The sequence below is a fragment of the Hydrogenivirga okinawensis genome, from assembly GCF_055385515.1.
In genome coordinates this window covers 378,686-396,245 of the sequence record NZ_AP042386.1, presented here as the reverse complement: position 1 = coordinate 396,245, position 17,560 = coordinate 378,686, and the positions used below count along the sequence as shown (strand labels likewise).

General features: G+C 50.3%; 23 protein-coding genes. 7 read left to right on the top strand and 16 right to left on the bottom strand.

Annotation, left to right across the window (positions count from 1 at the left end; translation table 11 throughout):
- The first annotated feature begins 1 nt into the window (after position 1).
- Complete coding sequence (gene lpdA, locus ACZ483_RS02335; RefSeq protein WP_464324565.1) at positions 2 to 1,396, top strand: dihydrolipoyl dehydrogenase; 1,395 nt, start codon at positions 2 to 4, stop codon at positions 1,394 to 1,396.
- Here lpdA and lpxK read toward each other — a convergent pair.
- Complete coding sequence (gene lpxK, locus ACZ483_RS02330) at positions 1,366 to 2,316, bottom strand: tetraacyldisaccharide 4'-kinase (protein ID WP_464324564.1); 951 nt, start codon at positions 2,314 to 2,316, stop codon at positions 1,366 to 1,368. The genes lpdA and lpxK overlap by 31 nt on opposite strands.
- 23 nt (positions 2,317 to 2,339) lie before the next feature.
- On the opposite strand from lpxK, the gene pyrE reads away from it, so the two are divergent.
- Positions 2,340 to 2,882, top strand: coding sequence for an orotate phosphoribosyltransferase (gene pyrE / locus ACZ483_RS02325; protein WP_464324563.1), 543 nt, complete (start codon positions 2,340 to 2,342; stop codon positions 2,880 to 2,882).
- A gap of 45 nt (positions 2,883 to 2,927) precedes the next feature.
- Complete coding sequence (locus ACZ483_RS02320; RefSeq protein ID WP_464324562.1) at positions 2,928 to 3,755, top strand: DMT family transporter; 828 nt, start codon at positions 2,928 to 2,930, stop codon at positions 3,753 to 3,755.
- On the opposite strand, the gene ACZ483_RS02315 is transcribed toward ACZ483_RS02320, so the two are convergent.
- Entirely contained in the window at positions 3,729 to 4,259 is a 531-nt protein-coding gene (locus ACZ483_RS02315; RefSeq protein WP_464324561.1) for a gamma carbonic anhydrase family protein, read from the bottom strand. The two genes, ACZ483_RS02320 and ACZ483_RS02315, sit on opposite strands and share 27 nt — an antisense overlap.
- A gap of 17 nt (positions 4,260 to 4,276) precedes the next feature.
- Here ACZ483_RS02315 and ACZ483_RS02310 point away from each other — a divergent pair, with 17 nt between their 5' ends.
- Together ACZ483_RS02310 and ACZ483_RS02305 are read left to right on the top strand one after the other, a co-directional pair.
- The gene (locus tag ACZ483_RS02310; protein WP_464324560.1) at positions 4,277 to 4,555 is read left to right on the top strand and encodes a hypothetical protein; all 279 of its coding nucleotides are present in this window, start codon (positions 4,277 to 4,279) and stop codon (positions 4,553 to 4,555) included.
- Positions 4,527 to 5,045, top strand: coding sequence for a DUF6036 family nucleotidyltransferase (locus ACZ483_RS02305; RefSeq protein ID WP_464324559.1), 519 nt, complete (start codon positions 4,527 to 4,529; stop codon positions 5,043 to 5,045). The genes ACZ483_RS02310 and ACZ483_RS02305 overlap by 29 nt, the downstream gene beginning before the upstream one ends.
- 175 nt (positions 5,046 to 5,220) lie before the next feature.
- Here the strand turns inward: ACZ483_RS02305 and ACZ483_RS02300 are convergent, their stop codons facing one another.
- From ACZ483_RS02300 to ACZ483_RS02245, 12 genes are read right to left on the bottom strand one after another with little or no spacing between them, the layout of a single operon-like run.
- Entirely contained in the window at positions 5,221 to 5,487 is a 267-nt protein-coding gene (locus ACZ483_RS02300; RefSeq protein ID WP_464324558.1) for an AtpZ/AtpI family protein, read from the bottom strand.
- Positions 5,487 to 5,879 (bottom strand): F0F1 ATP synthase subunit delta/epsilon, encoded by a 393-nt coding sequence (locus tag ACZ483_RS02295; protein WP_464324557.1) that lies wholly within the window; start codon positions 5,877 to 5,879, stop codon positions 5,487 to 5,489. The genes ACZ483_RS02300 and ACZ483_RS02295 overlap by 1 nt, the downstream gene beginning before the upstream one ends.
- A complete protein-coding gene (gene atpD / locus ACZ483_RS02290; RefSeq protein ID WP_464324556.1) occupies positions 5,860 to 7,224 on the bottom strand; it encodes a F0F1 ATP synthase subunit beta in 1,365 nt (454 codons plus the stop codon). The genes ACZ483_RS02295 and atpD overlap by 20 nt, the downstream gene beginning before the upstream one ends.
- Complete coding sequence (locus ACZ483_RS02285; RefSeq protein ID WP_464324555.1) at positions 7,221 to 8,054, bottom strand: F0F1 ATP synthase subunit gamma; 834 nt, start codon at positions 8,052 to 8,054, stop codon at positions 7,221 to 7,223. The genes atpD and ACZ483_RS02285 overlap by 4 nt, the downstream gene beginning before the upstream one ends.
- Entirely contained in the window at positions 8,051 to 9,529 is a 1,479-nt protein-coding gene (locus ACZ483_RS02280) for a F0F1 ATP synthase subunit alpha (protein WP_464324554.1), read from the bottom strand. Before ACZ483_RS02280 ends, ACZ483_RS02285 begins: the two co-directional genes overlap by 4 nt.
- Complete coding sequence (locus tag ACZ483_RS02275; protein WP_464324553.1) at positions 9,519 to 10,259, bottom strand: F0F1 ATP synthase subunit delta; 741 nt, start codon at positions 10,257 to 10,259, stop codon at positions 9,519 to 9,521. Before ACZ483_RS02275 ends, ACZ483_RS02280 begins: the two co-directional genes overlap by 11 nt.
- A complete protein-coding gene (gene atpE / locus ACZ483_RS02270; protein ID WP_464324552.1) occupies positions 10,256 to 10,522 on the bottom strand; it encodes an ATP synthase F0 subunit C in 267 nt (88 codons plus the stop codon). The genes ACZ483_RS02275 and atpE overlap by 4 nt, the downstream gene beginning before the upstream one ends.
- Before the next feature lie 21 nt (positions 10,523 to 10,543).
- Positions 10,544 to 11,281: a F0F1 ATP synthase subunit A gene (locus ACZ483_RS02265; RefSeq protein ID WP_464324551.1), complete on the bottom strand. Its 738-nt coding sequence runs from the start codon at positions 11,279 to 11,281 to the stop codon at positions 10,544 to 10,546.
- Positions 11,271 to 11,537 carry a hypothetical protein gene (locus ACZ483_RS02260; protein ID WP_464324550.1) on the bottom strand — a complete coding sequence of 89 codons (267 nt, stop codon included), beginning with the start codon at positions 11,535 to 11,537 and terminating at the stop codon, positions 11,271 to 11,273. Before ACZ483_RS02260 ends, ACZ483_RS02265 begins: the two co-directional genes overlap by 11 nt.
- Positions 11,534 to 12,757, bottom strand: a complete 1,224-nt coding sequence (locus ACZ483_RS02255) for a cation:proton antiporter (RefSeq protein WP_464324549.1) — start codon at positions 12,755 to 12,757, stop codon at positions 11,534 to 11,536. The genes ACZ483_RS02260 and ACZ483_RS02255 overlap by 4 nt, the downstream gene beginning before the upstream one ends.
- Before the next feature lie 13 nt (positions 12,758 to 12,770).
- Positions 12,771 to 14,645 (bottom strand): vWA domain-containing protein, encoded by a 1,875-nt coding sequence (locus tag ACZ483_RS02250; RefSeq protein WP_464324548.1) that lies wholly within the window; start codon positions 14,643 to 14,645, stop codon positions 12,771 to 12,773.
- 38 nt (positions 14,646 to 14,683) lie between these two features.
- Complete coding sequence (locus ACZ483_RS02245; RefSeq protein WP_464324547.1) at positions 14,684 to 15,229, bottom strand: phosphate-starvation-inducible PsiE family protein; 546 nt, start codon at positions 15,227 to 15,229, stop codon at positions 14,684 to 14,686.
- A 25-nt stretch (positions 15,230 to 15,254) separates the two neighbouring features.
- Here ACZ483_RS02245 and ACZ483_RS02240 point away from each other — a divergent pair, with 25 nt between their 5' ends.
- Complete coding sequence (locus ACZ483_RS02240) at positions 15,255 to 15,419, top strand: hypothetical protein (protein WP_464324546.1); 165 nt, start codon at positions 15,255 to 15,257, stop codon at positions 15,417 to 15,419.
- 91 nt (positions 15,420 to 15,510) lie between these two features.
- Positions 15,511 to 15,663: a hypothetical protein gene (locus tag ACZ483_RS02235; RefSeq protein WP_464324545.1), complete on the top strand. Its 153-nt coding sequence runs from the start codon at positions 15,511 to 15,513 to the stop codon at positions 15,661 to 15,663.
- On the opposite strand, the gene merA is transcribed toward ACZ483_RS02235, so the two are convergent.
- Positions 15,638 to 17,269, bottom strand: a complete 1,632-nt coding sequence (gene merA / locus ACZ483_RS02230; protein WP_464324544.1) for a mercury(II) reductase — start codon at positions 17,267 to 17,269, stop codon at positions 15,638 to 15,640. The genes ACZ483_RS02235 and merA overlap by 26 nt on opposite strands.
- A gap of 11 nt (positions 17,270 to 17,280) precedes the next feature.
- The gene (locus ACZ483_RS02225; protein WP_464324543.1) at positions 17,281 to 17,559 is read right to left on the bottom strand and encodes a heavy-metal-associated domain-containing protein; all 279 of its coding nucleotides are present in this window, start codon (positions 17,557 to 17,559) and stop codon (positions 17,281 to 17,283) included.
- Position 17,560 lies beyond the last annotated feature (1 nt).

Genomic DNA, 17,560 nt, shown 5'->3' with positions numbered 1-17,560 from the left:
GATGGAAACCGATCTCGTCATAATCGGAGCAGGGAGCGGCGGATACGAAGCAGGTATATACGCCTACAGGAGGGGAATGAGGACGGTTCTCGTGGAACTCACGCCTGAGACCGTGGGTGGGAACTGCCTCAACAAGGGATGTATCCCCTCCAAGTATATGAGGCACGGGGCTTACCTTCTGGATAAGTTCGAGAAGATGGAGCGCTGGGGAATTGTGCCCAAAGGTTACGATCTTGATTACAGAAAGCTGATGGAGGGCAGAACGGACGTCGTTGTTACCATAAGGGAGAACTTCAAGAAGTTTGCTCAGCAGATAAACCTGCCGATAATTTATGGAAAGGGTGTTATAAAGGACGCCAACACAGTCTTCGTCGAAGGGGCTGAGGAGGAGATAAAGACCAAGTTCATACTCGTGGCTACAGGTTCGAGGCCGGTGGGAGTTGGAGATCTCATTCCCGACGGAAGATACGTGGTGGACACAGACCAGATCTGGAACATAGACTTTATACCCAAGAAACTGCTTATAGTGGGGGGAGGAGCGGTAGGCGTCGAGTTCGCTTACATATTCAACAAGTACGGCTCTGAGGTTATCCTCGTCGAGCTTCAGAGGAGGATACTTCCCGTCGATGACATACCCGAGGACTCGGCGAGGTACTTAGGAAGGAAACTCAAGCAACTGGGAGTTGATATAAGAACCAAAACTACGGTGGAGAGCTGGGAAAAAACTTCTGAAGGAATTAAAGCTAAGCTCTCCGACGGAACTGAGGTAGAGGCTGACTTCATTCTCCTCGCGGTCGGCAGGAGACCCAACACGGAAGGGATAGGCTTGGAAGAAATAGGCGTGGAAAAGGACGAGAAAGGCTTTATAAAGGTGAACGAGTTCTCCCAGACGAGCGTCCCCAACATCTACGCCTGCGGCGACGTGACCTCTCCCCTGATGCTCGCCCACAAGGCTATGTACGAAGGGAAGATAGCGGTGAACCACATGTTCGGTGGAATGGACTGGAAGAGAGACGACAGGATAGTCCCGAAGATCATCTACTCCGCCTTTGAGGTGGCGAGTGTGGGTCTCACGGAGGATCAGGCGGAGGACGAGGGTTACGAAGTTAAGGTGGGCGTTACCTCCTTTGTCACGAACCCGAAGGCTATGGACGATGGGGAGAACGAGGGCTTTGTAAGGGTGGTTGCGGACGAGGAGAGCGGTGAAATCTTAGGATGCCACATAGTGGGTCCGAACGCGGGAGAGCTTATCCATCAGGTAGTTCACATGATGAGAGATCATAAGACTGTGGAGTTTGCCTCCAAGACTATGTACTCCCACCCCTCACTTTCGGAAGCGATAGGACAGAGCTCTTCCGAGATACACTACGGACCTATAACCTGGGTAAAAAGGTAATTCCTTACAAAATCAATCAGCCCGTTCACCTTCAAATCAAAGTCGAGGGCGTAGAGGTTCTCCGATGGTGGGAGCTTGACCATATCCTTAGGAGTTGTAATGTAAAGTTCCCCCCTCCTCAGACTAAAATCTTTGTAGTCGTAGTGATCCGGAAAGTTGTGTCTTTCCTTAAGCTTAAAACCTAACTTCTCAAGAACCTTAAAGAACTGCTCATTGCTACCGAGGCCCGCAAAGGCTATGATCTCTTTACCCCTTAACTCTTCAACAGGGATCCTTTCGAAGTTGTTGTTTAAAAGATACCTGAACTCCCTGAACATCTTAAAGACAGGCTTTCCTTCAAAGGAAAACTCGAAAGGCTCCACCTCCTGATAAGAGAGAACTATAGCGTCTGCTCTCCTCAAGTTCTCAATGGGTTCCCTCAAAAGACCTGCCGGGAGCAGTTTGTCGGCAAGATCTCTCTTCCTGATCAGAACTATGTCCAAATCCCTGTGTAGCTTCCTGTGCTGGAAGCCATCGTCGAGGACAATAAGCTCCGCTCCGAGATCTTTCACCGCAAAGAGGCCACCCCTGTACCTATCCTCAGAGGCGATAACGGAGACCCCCGGTAGCAACTTAGCGAGAAGGTAAGCCTCGTCTCCCGCAGACCAGACATCGGTCTTTAGTTCTCCCCACTCTGAAACCACGAGGAGACCTTTGCTTTTTCTCTTGTATCCCCTCAGAAGAATTACTACACGAAGGGTCCTTCCAAGCTCCTGAGCTAAAAGCCTGACAAGGGAGGTCTTCCCCGAACCCCCCGCGGACACGTTTCCCACAGATACGACGGGAACCGGGAGTTTCTTAGGCTTGAGAATTCTTCTGTCGTATAGAGAGTTCCTGAGAGAAACAGCTGTGCCGTAGATAAGGGAGAGAAGGTAGAGCATTAACACCTTAAAATATTAGCACCATGGAAAGGGACAAACTCAAGAGGATGATCAGAGAGCGTTCCCTCAAGGTAGCCGACGAACCGATTTTCAAGCTCTCATCTGGAAAGATGAGCAGGTATTACGTGGACCTAAAGCAGATAACATTTGATCCGGAGGGTGCGTATTTAGTGGGAAAGCTGATGTACGAGCTTGTAAGGGAATTCAATCCCGATGGTGTTGGGGGTCTAACCCTCGGAGCTGACCCGATAGCCTACGCTGTCTCCTTCGTCTCTTACATGGACGGAAATCCCATAAAGCCCTTCGTGGTGAGGAAGGAGCCCAAGGGGCACGGCATGGGAAGGCAGATAGAGGGGCTCGTTAAAGATGGTGATAGGGTAGCGGTTGTGGAGGACGTGGTAACGACCGCAGGTTCTTCCTTAAAGGCTGTCAGAGCCTGCAGGGAAGCTGGGCTTGAGGTTATAGGCGTCTTTACCATAGTGGACAGGGAGGAGGGAGGTAAGGAAAACATAGAAGCTGAAGGGCTTGCCCTTTACTCGCTCTTCAAGCTTTCGGAATTGCTTTAAGTCATCCAAGCAGAAGGTATTATTGCCTTACCTTATACTACTCCCATGACCGGCATACTCCTTGCCCTCCTCTCAGCCTTCTTCTGGGCAACCAACGACATATTCAACAAAAAGAGCATACTCAGGGGATACAACGAGAACTTCGTCCTTTGGATACGCTTTCCCGTAGGAACTTTCCTCCTGTTTCCACTTGGGATTTACTTCTGGGACATGAACTTTACCGTTCTCTGGACAACCTTTATCTGGCTTCCTTCGGAGGTGGTCGCCTCAGTCCTCTTCATAAAGGGGATAAAACACGCACCGCTCTCGGTAGGTATGCCTTTCTTCGCCTTCATGCCTCTCTTCTCCGCCCTCTTTGGCTTCCTGTTTTTAGGGGAGAGGATAAGTGCCCTGGGCTTCTTAGGAATTCTCCTAATACTCAGCGGTTCCTTCATTATAACTGGAGGTTCGGTCCTCAGCTTCCTGCGCCTGAACAGGGGAAGCCTTTACATGCTCGGCTCCGCCCTGCTCTTCGGTTTTAACATTGTGATAGGAAAGTTTGCTATAATCCACAGCAATCCTTACTTTTTCGCCTGGTATTACTGTCTCATTATGAGCCTCGGACTCGTGCCCTTCACAGGTTTTAGGGAAGTCCTCTCCTTGAAGAATTACAGAAATTCTCTAAACATCCCCATGGGAGTTTTCTTCTCCCTCGGTATGGTAACTTACACCGCCGCCCTAACCTTCACCTACACTTCCTACGTAGCCTCAATAGAGAGGCTCGCTATAATTCTGGACGTGATATACGGAAAGCTTTTCTTTGGAGAGGAGATAAAGAGGAGCTTCTGGGGAGCTCTTTTGATGGTATTAGGAGCTATGCTCCTGAGTTTTTAGATACTCGTTCTTATACCTCACGTAGTTCTCAGCCGACTCTTCTATAAGCTTTATCTCTTCCTCCTTTAAATCCCTAATTATCTTTGCCGGAACGCCCGCTACGAGAACACCAGAAGGGATCTTTTTGTTGGGAGTTATCAAAGCCCCCGCTCCCACAAGGACGTAGTCCTCTATCTCCACCCCGTCCATTACTATCGCCCCCATCCCAACGAGTATGTTGTTTCCGAGAGTACACCCGTGCAGTATTACCCTGTGCCCGACGGTAACGTTGTCCCCGATTATCGTGGGATAGGTGTCATGAGTAACGTGAACCACCGAGTTGTCCTGAATGTTCGTCCTCTTGCCTATCCTTATGTAGTTCACATCTCCCCTTACAACGCTCCCGAACCAGACACTGGAGTCTTCACCTATCTCAACGTCCCCTATTACGTAAACATTCTCGGAGAGGTAAACGGAGGGGTGGATCTTTGGAAATACACCTTTGTAAGGCTGTACAATAGCCATCGGATTAAATTATAACCATGCCTGCGGTTGAACATCTGTGGCTCGAGGCTATCTTTGACGCTCGAAAGGCTGAGGAGTTAAAGAAAGAAAACCTTCAGGAGTTTATAAGAGCGGCGTCTTGGTATAAAACCTTCAAGAACGAGATCTCTATCTACGGGATAAAGAACGAAGTGCTTGAGAATTTCTTAAAATCCTGTGGGAGGGATCTAAGGGTGAATAAGGAGGATTTGAAGAGAAATCTGAGAAAATACAGGGAAGCCCTTTACTATGAGGCAAATATACGAAAAGCTCGCTGAAGAGCTGTCCCGCAGGGGTCTAAAGGCGAGGATAATAGCAGTTGGTAGAAGTGCCTTGGAACTATACGGTATCGAGTCCGAATATACGCAAGACATAGACTTTGAACTTGTGGCGGACGAAAGAACATGGGAAGAGATAGACGAGATTATTGGAGAACTCGGCATTAGGGCAGACTACGGTGAGGATTTCGACCGCTGGAGTGTTGTCCCTATGCCTGAGGGCTACCGAAAGAGGGTAAATTGTGTTATAAAGCGGGGAGAGGTGGAGGTTTGTGTGCTCGATCCTGTAGACTACGTGATCGCAAAGATGCGAAGGGGAACAGAGGAAGATGAAAGAGACGCGATTGCTGTGATAAGAAAGTTCAATTTAAAAAGGGAGGAGATAGAAAAAAGTCTTGAACTAATCAGACCGATTAGAGATGTTGAGTTTTTCCTTTTTAAGAAACGGATGGAGAGGTTCTTCTCACGTGTTTTCTTATCCAGAGAATAGCACTTATCCCCATGGCTATTAGGGTGAGGAAAGCGGCTAAGGGAAGAGCCAATTTCTCGTTGACCCTTATAAGAGTGTCCCAGAAGAAGAGGAAGAGAAGATAAAATCCGTATAAGACAAATATAAAGGAAACAACCTGCCAGAGCTTCCTGAGAAACTGCATGAGAGTATTATACTACCTGCTCAACTCCCTTCTGTAAAAGAGTCTGTAGACGTTGTATACGCCGACCATAACCCCGAGCAGTATGAAGGTAATGGTCCAAGATACGCTCCCCCCTCTATACTTCCCGTCGAGCCACCATCCGATGTAGGCTCCGAGGACAACAGGAAGGAGGAACACAACTCCCACGCTTCCCACGTAGGCGAGGGTCTGCCATATATTTCTCTCCTCCTTTTCTTCGAGCTTCCTGATTTTCTCCTTTATTTCCCTGAAAAAGTCCATTAAACCCTCTCCACCTCCACTATCTTCTTCAGGATCATCCTCTCCAAGTTTTCTATACTCCTCCTGAACTCCTTTTCCTTTACGTCTATGCTCTCTGCCTTTCTCTCGAGCTCTTTTCTGAGATCCTCAAGGGTCTTTCCAGAAACGATTATTCTCGACAGGAGAACCACCCTCTTTCCATCTACTCTTAAAAAGCCGTGATCGTAGGCGAAGTGCTTCTTCTCACCTCTTTCGTTGAGGAAGTAACCCACAGACCTTGGGAGAGTGGTCAGGAATCCCCCGTGACCCGGGTATATACTGAGGCTGCCGAGCGTATCCTCGAGAGAGAGAAAGCTCACCCTGTAAGATTCCCTCAGTTCCGGAGTTACGAGTTCAAGCTCCAAGAGCCTCATCTATTCCCCCTATCATGTAGAACCTTGCCTCGTCCACCTCGTCGTACCTGCCTTCAATTATCTCCCTGCATCCCCTTATCGTTTCCCTCAGGGGAACATGACTTCCCCTCTTTCCCGTGAAGGCTTCTGTAGTGTAAAAGGGCTGGGTCAAAAATCTCTCGAGCTTTCTCGCCCTCTGGACTATGAGCCTGTCCTCCTTCGAGAGCTCCTCTATACCGAGCATGTTTATTATGTCCTCGAGATCCCTGTATCTTTGAAGGTGATACCTAACCTCGTTTGCCACATCGTAGTGTTCCTTGCCTACAATCGAAGGATCCAAAACCTTGGTCCTCGACTCGAGGGGATCGATCGCAGGGTAAAAGCCCTTGGAAGCCCTCTCTCTCGAAAGGATCACTATGCTATCCAGATGAGGAAAGGTGCTCGAAGGAGCTGGATCGGTGATGTCGTCCGCGGGGACGTAAATCGCCTGAACGGAGGTAATAGAACCCCTCTTGGTGGAAGTTATCCTCTCCTCCACCATAGCTATCTCTTCCTTAAGTGTAGGCTGGTAGCCTGCCCGCGCAGGAAGATTGCCTAAGAGTGTGGAGACCTCCATGCCCGCCTGAGCGTACCTGAATATGTTGTCTATAAGTAGTAAGACGTCCATGCCTTTCTGGTCCCTAAAGAACTCCGCTATCGTGAGAGCGGGAAATATGGTCCTTGCCCTTATTCCGGGAGGTTCGTTCATCTGCCCCAAGACTATAGCGGTTCTGTCCAGAACCCCCATCCTACTTAGCTCGTGCCAGAGCTCATGAGCCTCCCTGATCCTCTCGCCCACCCCCGCAAAGACGGAAATTCCCCTGTGAACCTTTATCACCTTGTATATGAACTCTGTCAAAAGAACTGTCTTTCCTACACCCGCGCCTCCGAATAGTCCAACCTTACCGCCCTTCACGAAGGGAACGAGGAGATCGACTATCTTTATACCAGTCTCCATTATCTCTCTCTTTTCACTCTCTTCAGTAACCCTCGGAGAGGGTCTGTAAACTTCGAGCTCCTTTTCCGCCTCTATATCCCCCAGCCCGTCTATAGGCTCTCCGAAGGCGTTCAGTGTTCTTCCAAGGACTCCCTCTCCCACCTTTACCGTCAGAAATCTTCCCGTTCTCCTCACCCTCATCTCCTTTGAGATCCCTATCGTCTTCCCCAAGACGAGACAGGAGACCACGCCACCTTCTTTAATCTTCTCCACTTCGAGCCTCGTCCCCGTCTCCTCTATCAGTAGTATCTCCTTCAGGGAGGGTATATCCCCGTCCTCGAAGAGGACATCGACCACGCTCTCCTTAATAGAGAGGATCTTTCCGCTCATCCCTCGCTCAGCTCCCTGTAGGCTGTGAGTATCTCCTCTATCTCGGAGGTTATCTCCTCCTGTCTGAGGTAGTTTCTCTCTATCTGGAGTTCGCCTATCGTTTTATCTATGGATCGGGAGGCGTTGTTCATATTCATCAGCCTGACACCGTTCTCGGACAGGAAGGACTCCAAGTAAGCTCTGTAAAGGTTGGAGTAGAGGTACTCCACAACAAGTCCTGAGAGTATCTCCTCAGGAGGCATATCCGTTATGGGCGGGAAGGTGTAGATTTCCTCCCTCTTCACCTCGAAGGGTATGACTTTCCTAAGTCTCGGAGTGTAACTCCCTATCCCCCTGAACTCGTTGTAGGCGAGGTAGATCTCCCCTATGCTTCCACCAAGGTACATATCAGCTATCAGCTCTATGAGCTCGCTGGCCTGGGTGTATATGGATTCGTAGCTCACCGGAGCGGAGAGAACCTTGAGAACCCTCTCTTGAATAACGTCCCCGAGCTTCTTACCTACGAGGACGAGGTGTACCCCGTCGTCCCCTTCGAACCTCTCTTTAATGAAATCCCCTATCCTCTCGTTGAAGAGACCGCACAGCCCCTGATCCGAGCCATAAACGACTATCAACTTCTCCTCACCTTCAAAGGAGAACCTCACCTCGGGGAAGTGGGAAAGGATAGTTTTTATGCTGAGGGTTATCTCCCCCTCATACTCTCTAAGGTTGTCTATCAGTAGATGTGACCTCTGAACGTTCATCGAGGCGATAGACTTCATCGAGAGAACTATCTTTCCTATCTCCTGAAACTTCCTTATCCTCTCCTCTATCTCCTTTGTCGATTTCATTCCCCGAAGCTCCTTATCCTACTCCTTATATCATCTGTCAGGATCTTCGTCTTCCTTATAGCCTCCAGCAGATCGGGATCTTCCCTTCTCATCCTCTCAAGAATTCTGTCAGCCACCTCGTTCACCTCCTTCTCTGGAGTCTCGTCGAAGAAGCCCTCGTTCAGGAGGAAGAAGATGACCACCAGTTCCTCCATCTGGTAGTGCCTGTGCTTTTCCTGTTTGAGGAGTTCCCTTAGCCTCTTCCCCCTCCTTATTATCCGCGCCGTCTCTCCAAAGACCTTTACCCCCAACTTTGTAAATATCTCTACCTCCAAGAACTGAGCGTAGTAAAGCCTCAGGGACTCGGAGACCTCCTTCAGAGCGGGAACCTGTGCCTTACCACCTATTCGCGAGACAGACTTCCCCACGTCCACCGCCGGTCTCTGGTTCACGTTGAAGAGGGCGCTGTCTAAATATATCTGACCGTCGGTTATGGATATGAGATTGGTAGGTATGTAGGAGGCTATCCTCCCCGCCTGGGTCTCCACTATGGGAAGAGCTGTGAGAGATCCTCCCTCCTTCAGCTTACAGGCTCTCTCTAAGAGTCTCGAGTGGATGTAGAAGATGTCTCCCGGGAAGGCTTCCCTGCCGGGGGGTCTCTTGAGCAGAAGGGATAGGGACTGATAGGCGTAGGCGTGCTTAGTAAGGTCGTCGTAAACTATGAGGACGTCCTTTCCCTTATCTAAGAAGTACTCGGCAATAGCCGTTCCCGCATAGGGAGCGAGGAACTGAAGACCCGCAAACTCGTCGGAGGTCGCCGCAACTATAACTGTGTAGTCCATAGCCCTGTGATCCTTTAGAGTTGTTATGACATCTATTAGGGACTGCTTCCTCTGGCCGACAGAGACGTAAACGCAGATAACCTCTTTGTTCCTCTGGTTGATTATCGTATCCACAGCGATGGAAGTTTTACCGGTAGAAGGGTCTCCGAGGATCAATTCCCTCTGACCTTTACCTATGGGGAACATGGTGTCTATGACCTTTATGCCCGTGTAGAGCTGTTCTCTCACGAAGTCCCTCTCGAAGAGGGAAGGTGCATCCCTTTCCAGCGGATACTCTGCCTTCTCCCTGATCCGACCTCCTCCGTCTAAGGGTCTTCCGAGGGGATCTATAACCCTACCCAAAACCTCATCGGACACGGGAACTGAGGCGACCACCTGCGTCCTGTAGACAGGAATCCCCGTTTCTAAGCGCTCCCTGTCGAGGAGCATGGCGGTAAGTCCCTCCCCATCTATGTCTATTACTATGCCCCTCAGATCGTTGGCGAACCTGAGAACCTCGTAAAACATTGCCCCCGGCAAACCGGATATCCTCGCGAGACCCTCCTCAACGGAGAGGACAATTCCCTGCTCAAGGATAAGAGGTTTTAGCTCGAAACCCTCGACGCTCTCCTTTAGAGCCTTCTTGAAGCCCTCCAATTCCTTCCTAAGACTCAAGGCTTCTCAACCTCTCCTCCAAAACCTGAAGCTGTCCTTCCAGGGAGGAATCTATGAACTTCGAGGCTAAGTGAAGCCTCACCCCGGCTATAAGATCCTTCCGGACGGCGGTCCTTATATCCACCTCAACGCCGAAGTTCTCCTTTATCAAACCCCTCACCTTCTCCAGATCCTCGGCGGAAAGGGGATAGGCGCTCTCAATCAAAACGCTTCTCTGACGGACGATTTCCTCCTTAAGCCCCTCCTCCTTTATCTCCTTCAGAGTTTCTAAGGCGATTTCGAGGAGTTTCCTGTGGAGATGTTCGTCAGCCATCTGAGAGAGTATCTTCGAGGAGAAAGAGAGGGAGAGCTTTATAGCCTCTTCCTTCAGTTCCCTGAGAACCTGTCTCCTCTCCTCCTCCAAGCTCTCCAAAAACTTCTTTCTCTCAGCGTCGAGCTCCTCCCTCATACGACTGTAAAGCTTTTCCTTCTCCTCCTCAACCTCCTTGGCTATCTCCGCGAGCTTCTGTTTCTTCCTTTCTTCAAGCTCCTGTGAGAGCCTCTCGTACTCCCTTCTTATCTCCTCAGCCCTTTTCTCCGCCTCCTCCGCCTCCCTTATCCTGCTGTCTATGAACTCCTTCCTCTTCTTCAGGACAGAAATGACTGGGTTGTAGAGGAGCTTTTTGAGTATCCAGAGAAGGACGAAGAAGTTTATTATCTCGAAGATGTAAGTAAGAAAGTTGAACTTCATTTTGTAAAGAGATGAATGAAAGGATTGGCGAAGAGGATTATAAGGGCTATGACGAGGGAGTATATGGCGACCGACTCGACTATCGCCGCACCTATAAAGAAGAGCCTTATGATGGTGTTAGCCTGCTCGGGCTGGCGCGCCACCGACTCTATAGCCTTCGTGAGAGCCTCTCCCTCTCCCCTCGAGGGCATCATTCCTCCTATCGCTATGGTTAAACCCGCGGTGAAGATCGAAACCGCTGCCACGAGTGCGAGAGGATCCATACCCTACCTCCTTCTACTATTTTAAAGCTCGTACCAGTCCTCCTTAACGGGAGGGAGTCTTTTCCTTATCTCTTCAACCTCCAAGCCGGCGACTATGTAAGCCAATGTCAGGATCCCGAAGAGGTAAGCCTGTATCACGTCCCCCAAGACGTTGAAGAGCATCATGGGAACGGGAACGAGGAGCCCCGTGAGCAGGACGAGGATAGCTATTATCAGATCCCAGCCGAGCATATTCCCGAAGAGCCTGAAGGTCAGAGAGAGTATTCTGCCGAACTCACCGAGGACGTTGAGAGGGAAGAGGATGAAGAAGGGCTCGAAGTACCTTTTGAAGTAAGCTGTGCCGTGAAATTTAACGCCGTAAAAGAATATGGAGAAGAAGGTTATGGTCGAGAGCCCCGCTACCGCCGAGATGTCCCTCGTGGGAGTGTGAAAGGGAGGGATCATACCTATTAGGTTGGAGAAGGCGACGAAGATCCATATAGTAGCTATGAAGCTGAAGAAGGGAGAAACAGGCATCCTCGTGAAGTCCCTTATCTGCTTAGCCATAGCTATCAGAAGGTTCTCTATCAGTACCTGCCTGTAAGAAGGATTTTTGACCTTCAGGTTCCTCGTCAGTATAAGGGAGAGGAGGATAACCATCCCCATAGCAACCCAGGTGGTGAGGAGAACGTCGGTCACTACGAGGTGGATCTGATAGCTTCCTACCTTTATGTATCCGAGGTCAAAGACCTCCCTCGTGAATACCTCCTCAACTCCCATCCCTTGAGCCAATTCTAAGTAGGATGAGGGAGTAAGTCAAGCGGGATAGGTAAAAGCCGGGCAGAAACAGGATGGAAGCCTTCCCGAAGGTTAGCACGGTGAATAAGGCTATCAGAGAGAGGAAGAGGAACCTGAAGCGGAAGCGGAGATCCCTCTCCCTTTTAAGGATCGCTCTTCTCGCGCTCAGAAAGAGATGGTGGAAGAAGAGGAGTCCTGAGAAGAAGCCTATGAGGAAGGAGAGGACAAAGGCATTCATTTCACCTTTATCTCACCGGCCTTCTCCAAGGCGAACTTCGAGAAGACAGGACCTATAAACTCGTGTATTGCGGTGGCTCCTATCACGACGTTCACGAGAAGGCTTCCCATGTCCCTGAACTCCGGGCTCTGGTAGGTCAGGAGGGCAAGACCTATCACTATACCTCCTTGAGGGAAGAGGGCGAAGGCTAAGTACTTCTTGACCTGTTTCGGAGCGCCGGATAGATGCCCTCCTACGTAAACTCCCGCGAACTTCCCCGCGAACCTGCTGAGGATGTAGAGGACAACCACGGGGAAGTGTTGAATGAGAACCTTCAGATCCAAGAAGGCGGAACCTATCACGAAGAAGGCGGTAAAGATCACGTCCTCTATGTAGTTCTCCAGAGGCTCTTTGAACTTGTCGTTCTCCCTGTCAACGTTCACCAAGGTTATCCCCGCGGTCATGGTAGAGAGGAGTTCGTCAAAGCCGAAGACCTTAGCCAATGCGAAGGTGGTGAATAGAACACCGATGGTTACGGTAACTATCTCCTTCCTCTCAAGGGCGAACTTCCCCAAGAGGTGCATGCCGTAACCCGCAAGAAAACCTAAGAAGAGGGCTCCGAGGATCTCCTTGCCTATCTCCGCTCCGATCGCGGTGAGGCTAAGATCCCCTCCCATGAGGGCTAAGCTCAGGGAGAAGCCGAGGACAAAGTTTATTATTCCCGTGGCGTCGTCCAAGGCGGCAACTCCCAGAACCGAGGTCGTTAGAACTCCCTTCGCTCTGTACTCGTGGATCACCGCGAGGGTCGCGGCGGGATCGGTGGGTGAGCCTAAGGCACCGAAGAGGAGGGCAAGAGCCAAGGCGGTCGGAAGAGTAAGATCCTGAGTAAGAAGAGTGTAGGAGAGCATGGCTACCACGACGAAGAGGAAGGCGAGTTCCGCCTCACCGAGGGTTATCAGGAGGATAGCCTTTCCGAGCTTCTTCAGTTTCTCAAGGGCGAGGCTCGAACCTATCAGGAAGGTTATGACCGATAGGCTCGCGTGGGTAACTATATCGGAACGCTCAAGGAAGTTCCTGTCTATAATCCCTAAGAGGGAAGGGCTCATCACTATTCCCGCCACTATGTATCCGCTTACGCGAGGGAGTTTTAGAAGGTTGGCGAGATTCCCGAAGAGGTAGCCGACGATGAGGATTACTCCTATCTCTAAGAGGGCTCCTCCCCTCTGGATTATCTCCTCCACGAGAGAGATTATATCAGTTCACCGAGAGGAGCCTCTTGAGCTGGTTTTCCACCACAAAGGAGAAGGCGGATGGTAACTTAGAGATGTCCTCAACGCTTATTCCTGTCCTGTCGAAGTACTCCTTCACCATCCTCGTAGCCTCCCCCACTCCCACGCCGACTATAGGAAACTTCTGCTTCATCTGAAGGATAAAGCTCTTTAAGTTCTCTCCCCTCAGTCCTCTCGTCGGCTCTCCGTCGGTAAAGAGTATAAGTATCCCCTTCCTGTGGCTCTTTTTGACGAAGATCTCAAGACTTTCCAAGCCTATGCTCACCGCTTTTCCGAGATCCGTTCCTCCTCCCACCTGAGCTGGTAGCTCCATTATCTTGGACTTGGCGGATCTGTAATCCTCTTCATAACCTTTGAGTTCATAGACGTTCTCGTTGAAGACCTTTATAGAGAAGGGCATACCGAGTCTGTCCAGAACCTCCGAAACCAAGAGGAGGGATCTGACCGCGTTCAGGATCTTCTCCTCCTTCTTCATTGAGGCGGAGACGTCTATCAGAAGTTCAAAGGCGAGCTCCTTCCTCTCCGGAATCTCCCTCCTCGTGTATATCTTCCCCCTCCTTATAGGAACCTCGGTGGGTATCCTCTTGAAGTTCAATCGCTTCCCCTTGAGGTAGCTTCCTCCCCACTTCTCCTCCTCTTGAGGAAGGAGGTTATCGAACTTCCTTCTGAAGTGTTCAACGTAGGGAAGGACGCTCCTCATCATGGCTCTGTATCTTCTGAACTCTTCCTCGGTGAGTCCGTGTTCCTTCTTGAACTTCCTATCCGTCTCGCTGAGCTCTTCCTCCTGAAGTTCCTGCTTCTTCAGAGAGTTGGAGGCTCCCCCTTCCTCTTCCCACCCCTTAAAGAGAAAGCTCAGGAAACCCCTGTGCTCTATGTCCACCTCTAAGGTTTTGGGCAGGAAGTTCCACAAGAAGGCTACGTCCTTCTCCAACATGTCGAGGTAGCTCATCTGCTTTATGTAGTCCCTCATCCAGTCAGGAAGGGAGGAGAGGGCTTTGAGGATCTCCTTCCTCTCAACCTCCGGTATGTCCGCCGAACTCTTATCCTTCAGCTCGTAGATAACTTCCCTGAGACCTTCGGGGAGCTTCTTCAAAACGTCGGTCATTATCCTTCCCCGATGGGCGTCCTCCCTTCTCTTTCCCCTCGCCTCTTCTAAGAGGAGGTCTACGTAGTTCATCTCCCTCGCTTCATCTACCAGAACCCTGAACTTTGTCCAGAGTTCCTCCATAAGTATGTCGTAGGCGGTCTGGTGATCCTTCTCCCTTATGTACTCGTAAAAGCTCCTTTCCATGCTGTCGGTGTAGTGCTTGACCTCCTGAGAGTAGGGAACCTCCTCGTCGAGCCACCGGTATATGAGCGAGAGGGCGAGCTGGTGGTGGGGGTATATAGGATTTAAAGAGAACAGGATCTCCCTGAGCCTCCCCTTGAGTCCGAATATGGCGGAGGGTATCTCCTCGGTGATCCTCTCGTCCGCCTTTAGAGTTTCAAGAACCGAGAAGAGGACTAAGAAGGAGGTGGGAACGTAGCCCGCTCTGAAGACCTCCCTCTGACCGAGCCTCCAGTGGGGGAAGTGGGTGCTCAGGAGGTAGCTTATCTCATGACGAATGGAGTTGAGAGCGTAGTCGTCCGTTCTCCTGAGGAAGTCCACCACGTTGAAGACCACACCCTTGGGTCTCATGACTCCCGGCGGGACCTCCTCCACCTCCCCCCTCGCCCACATCTCCAGGAGAGGAAGATACTTGGGATCCCAACCCGCACCCCATCCTTCGTAGGAGGGTTGAACCTCTATATCGAATTCGTCCTCTAAAACGTTGGCGAGGATCCTCCACCTTTCCTTCATAGGTCTTTAAATTACCGCCGGAGGCGGTCCTTTCCATGCTATTCCTCAATCTTTTTAACCTTCATCTTCTTATAGACTTGCTTTATTCCAGTGTCGAACTCCTTATCCGGTCTGTACCTCATAAACCGGACGAACTCGAACCAGCTTCTCTCCATAAGGATGTAGGTTACACCGAGGGCTATCAAAAGAACAGCGTATCCGATAAGATCGGTGTAAGTAAACCTGTGCTCGAACATCGCTATGACTATCTCTCTGACAACGAAGACGATACCCGCCTCCAACATCTGCCTTTTCCTTATCCTCTTGTATTCGATGACGTCGAGGAAGACCCTGAATAGCTCTATCAGAACGAAGAAGTTGAGAATGTTCTTTATAAGAAGCTTGAAAGCCTGCTCGTGCTCGAGTTTTAAATGCCCCTCTACTATATGAGCTGTAAAAAGCCTGAGGTCGTAGAGGATTATGAATATAGCCGCTATTAAGGTCAGGATTATTATAGGAACGGTCAGTATCACAAGCAGGTTTACGAACTTGTTGTAAAAGTTGAGAGCCTTCTTCGAGAACCTGTCTGAGAACAGAAACTTCATAGGTAAATTTTATTACCTTTGCCATATGGAAGGCTTCTCTAAGGTCTTTAAGAACCTCATATACATGATCGAGAACGGTAGGCTCCTGAGAACCATGAAGTGGGTACACTCCGTAAGTGTAGGGGTAAGGGACTATAGAAATTACAGGGAAGAAGGGGAGATAGACCTGACCGGGAGCAGATCGAGGTAGGCTAAGAAGGGTAAGGTACAGGGGTGAGCCGAGCATCGAGGGGATATACAGGCTAACGGGTGTAGAAAACGACGGGAAGAGGATCCCCTTCTTGAGAAGGACGGAGGTTTATCTAAAGAGCAACGCCTTCGGCGTTATTACGGAGAGAGTGAAGTTTCACGAGCTTATCATCGAATCGGAGCTCTGGAGGACTGTGGACGAGCACGAGTTCGTTCCCTTCACTCCGCGCAGCAGGAGAGCTTAGAAACGTCCTTTTTAAAGGTCTGGGCACAGAGCTTTATAGACTCGGAAAGAGTAGGATAGACGTCTACCGTCTGTATAACTTCGTCGAGGGTCACTCCGTACTTCACGAGGAGCACAGCCTTGTGAATGAGCTCAGCTCCATGGGGTGCCAGTATGTGAACTCCGAGTATCTTCTCACTCTCCCTCTCCACTATCATCTTGATCAAGCCCTCCGTTCTGAAACTCAGAGCAGCTCTGGGAACCTTCGAAAACTCCAGGATCCTCACGTCCACATCGATACCCTTCTCCTTAGCATCCCTCTCCTTCAACCCCACACCTGCGAGTTCTGGATCCGTGAATATGGCGTGGGGGACCGAGAGGTAGTCCATTTTCCTCCTGTTTCCCAGAAGAGCGTTTTCCGCCGCTATACCCCCTTCCATTGCGGCAACGGTAACGAGCATCATCTTTCCCGCACAGTCGCCCGCGGCGTAGATGTTCGGATTGGAAGTCTGCATAAACTCGTTCGTCTCTACGAAGCCCCTCGAGTCCGTCCTGACACCAATCACCTCTAAGCCTATGTCCCTCGTGTTCGGAGTCCTGCCGGTAGCCACCAAGAGGTCGGTACCCCTTATAACCTTCCTCTCGCCCTTATGTTCCACCTCAAGAACTATCTCATCTCCCTCCTCTTTGACCTCGGAAACGGTTGCATCCGTAAGTATGCTCATACCTTCTTTTTCAAGAAGTTCCCTGAGTCTCGTTCTCAGTTCAGGTTCCTCTCCCATGGCTATCTCAGGGAGAGCCTCTACTATAGTCACATCGCTTCCCATTCTCAGGAAAGCCTGCCCGAGCTCGAGACCTATCGCGCCTCCCCCGATAACTATCAAATGCTCTGGGACATGGTCTATGTTGAATATATCGTCGCTCGTGTAGTATCTGACCTTGTGGAGGTTCTTGATAGGGGGTATCCCAGGTCTCGATCCCGTAGTTATCACAGCCTTTCCGAAACTTACCTCCTCCTTGCCTACTAAAGCCTTTCCTTCCCCGAGAAACCTCCCCCTGCAGTCCCTGTAATCTATCTGCGGATAAGCGTCCAGGACGTTCCAGTACTTCTCCTTCCTGAGCTCCTCTAAGAGCTCCTCCTTAGCCTCTATCACTTTCTTTATATCTATCCTTCCCTCCTCGAGCTCCACACCGGGAAAGGGGTTCTTAATCGGTGTGTAAAAGGTGTTGGCTACGTCTATAAGATACTTGGATGGTATACAGCCCCTGTTCAGGCACGTTCCACCTATTATGTTGTCCTCTGTTATCAGAACCTTTGCCCCTAAGTCCGAAGCCTTTATAGCGGCAGCAAATCCGGCGGAACCTCCTCCGAGGATAAAGAGGTCATAGATACCCTCCTTTGGAATGTAAACCTCGGGAGACTCCCTTATCTCCTCCGCCCCGTAGCCCGATCTCCTGACAGCCTCTATAAGCTCATCAACAGAAACCTCATCTTCCGTCTCAATCTCGGCGTAGCCCTGGGGGAAGTAAACCTTCGCCTCCTTCACACCTTCGACATTTTCCAAAGCTCTCTTGACTGTCTGAGCGCAGTGCTCGCAGGTCATACCGGTTATCTTCAGCCTTATCATGATCCACCTCCCTAAAACTCGGCTTCGCCTATGATCTTCCCCTTGTAGTTCCCGGCGTTAGAAATAGCTCTTAGCACGCTCTCCTCCTTCACGTAGTCCTCGGTCACCACGACCGCTATACGGTTCTTCAGGGAAGTCTTGACCCACTTGACGCCTTTCACCTGAGAGATAGCCTTTTTAACCGCTATGGTGCACATCTCACAGGTCATGCCTTCGACGTCGATCACGAGAACCTTCTCTGCAAAGGTAAAACCTACAAGGACGAATAGAGACAGAAGCAACTTCCTCATA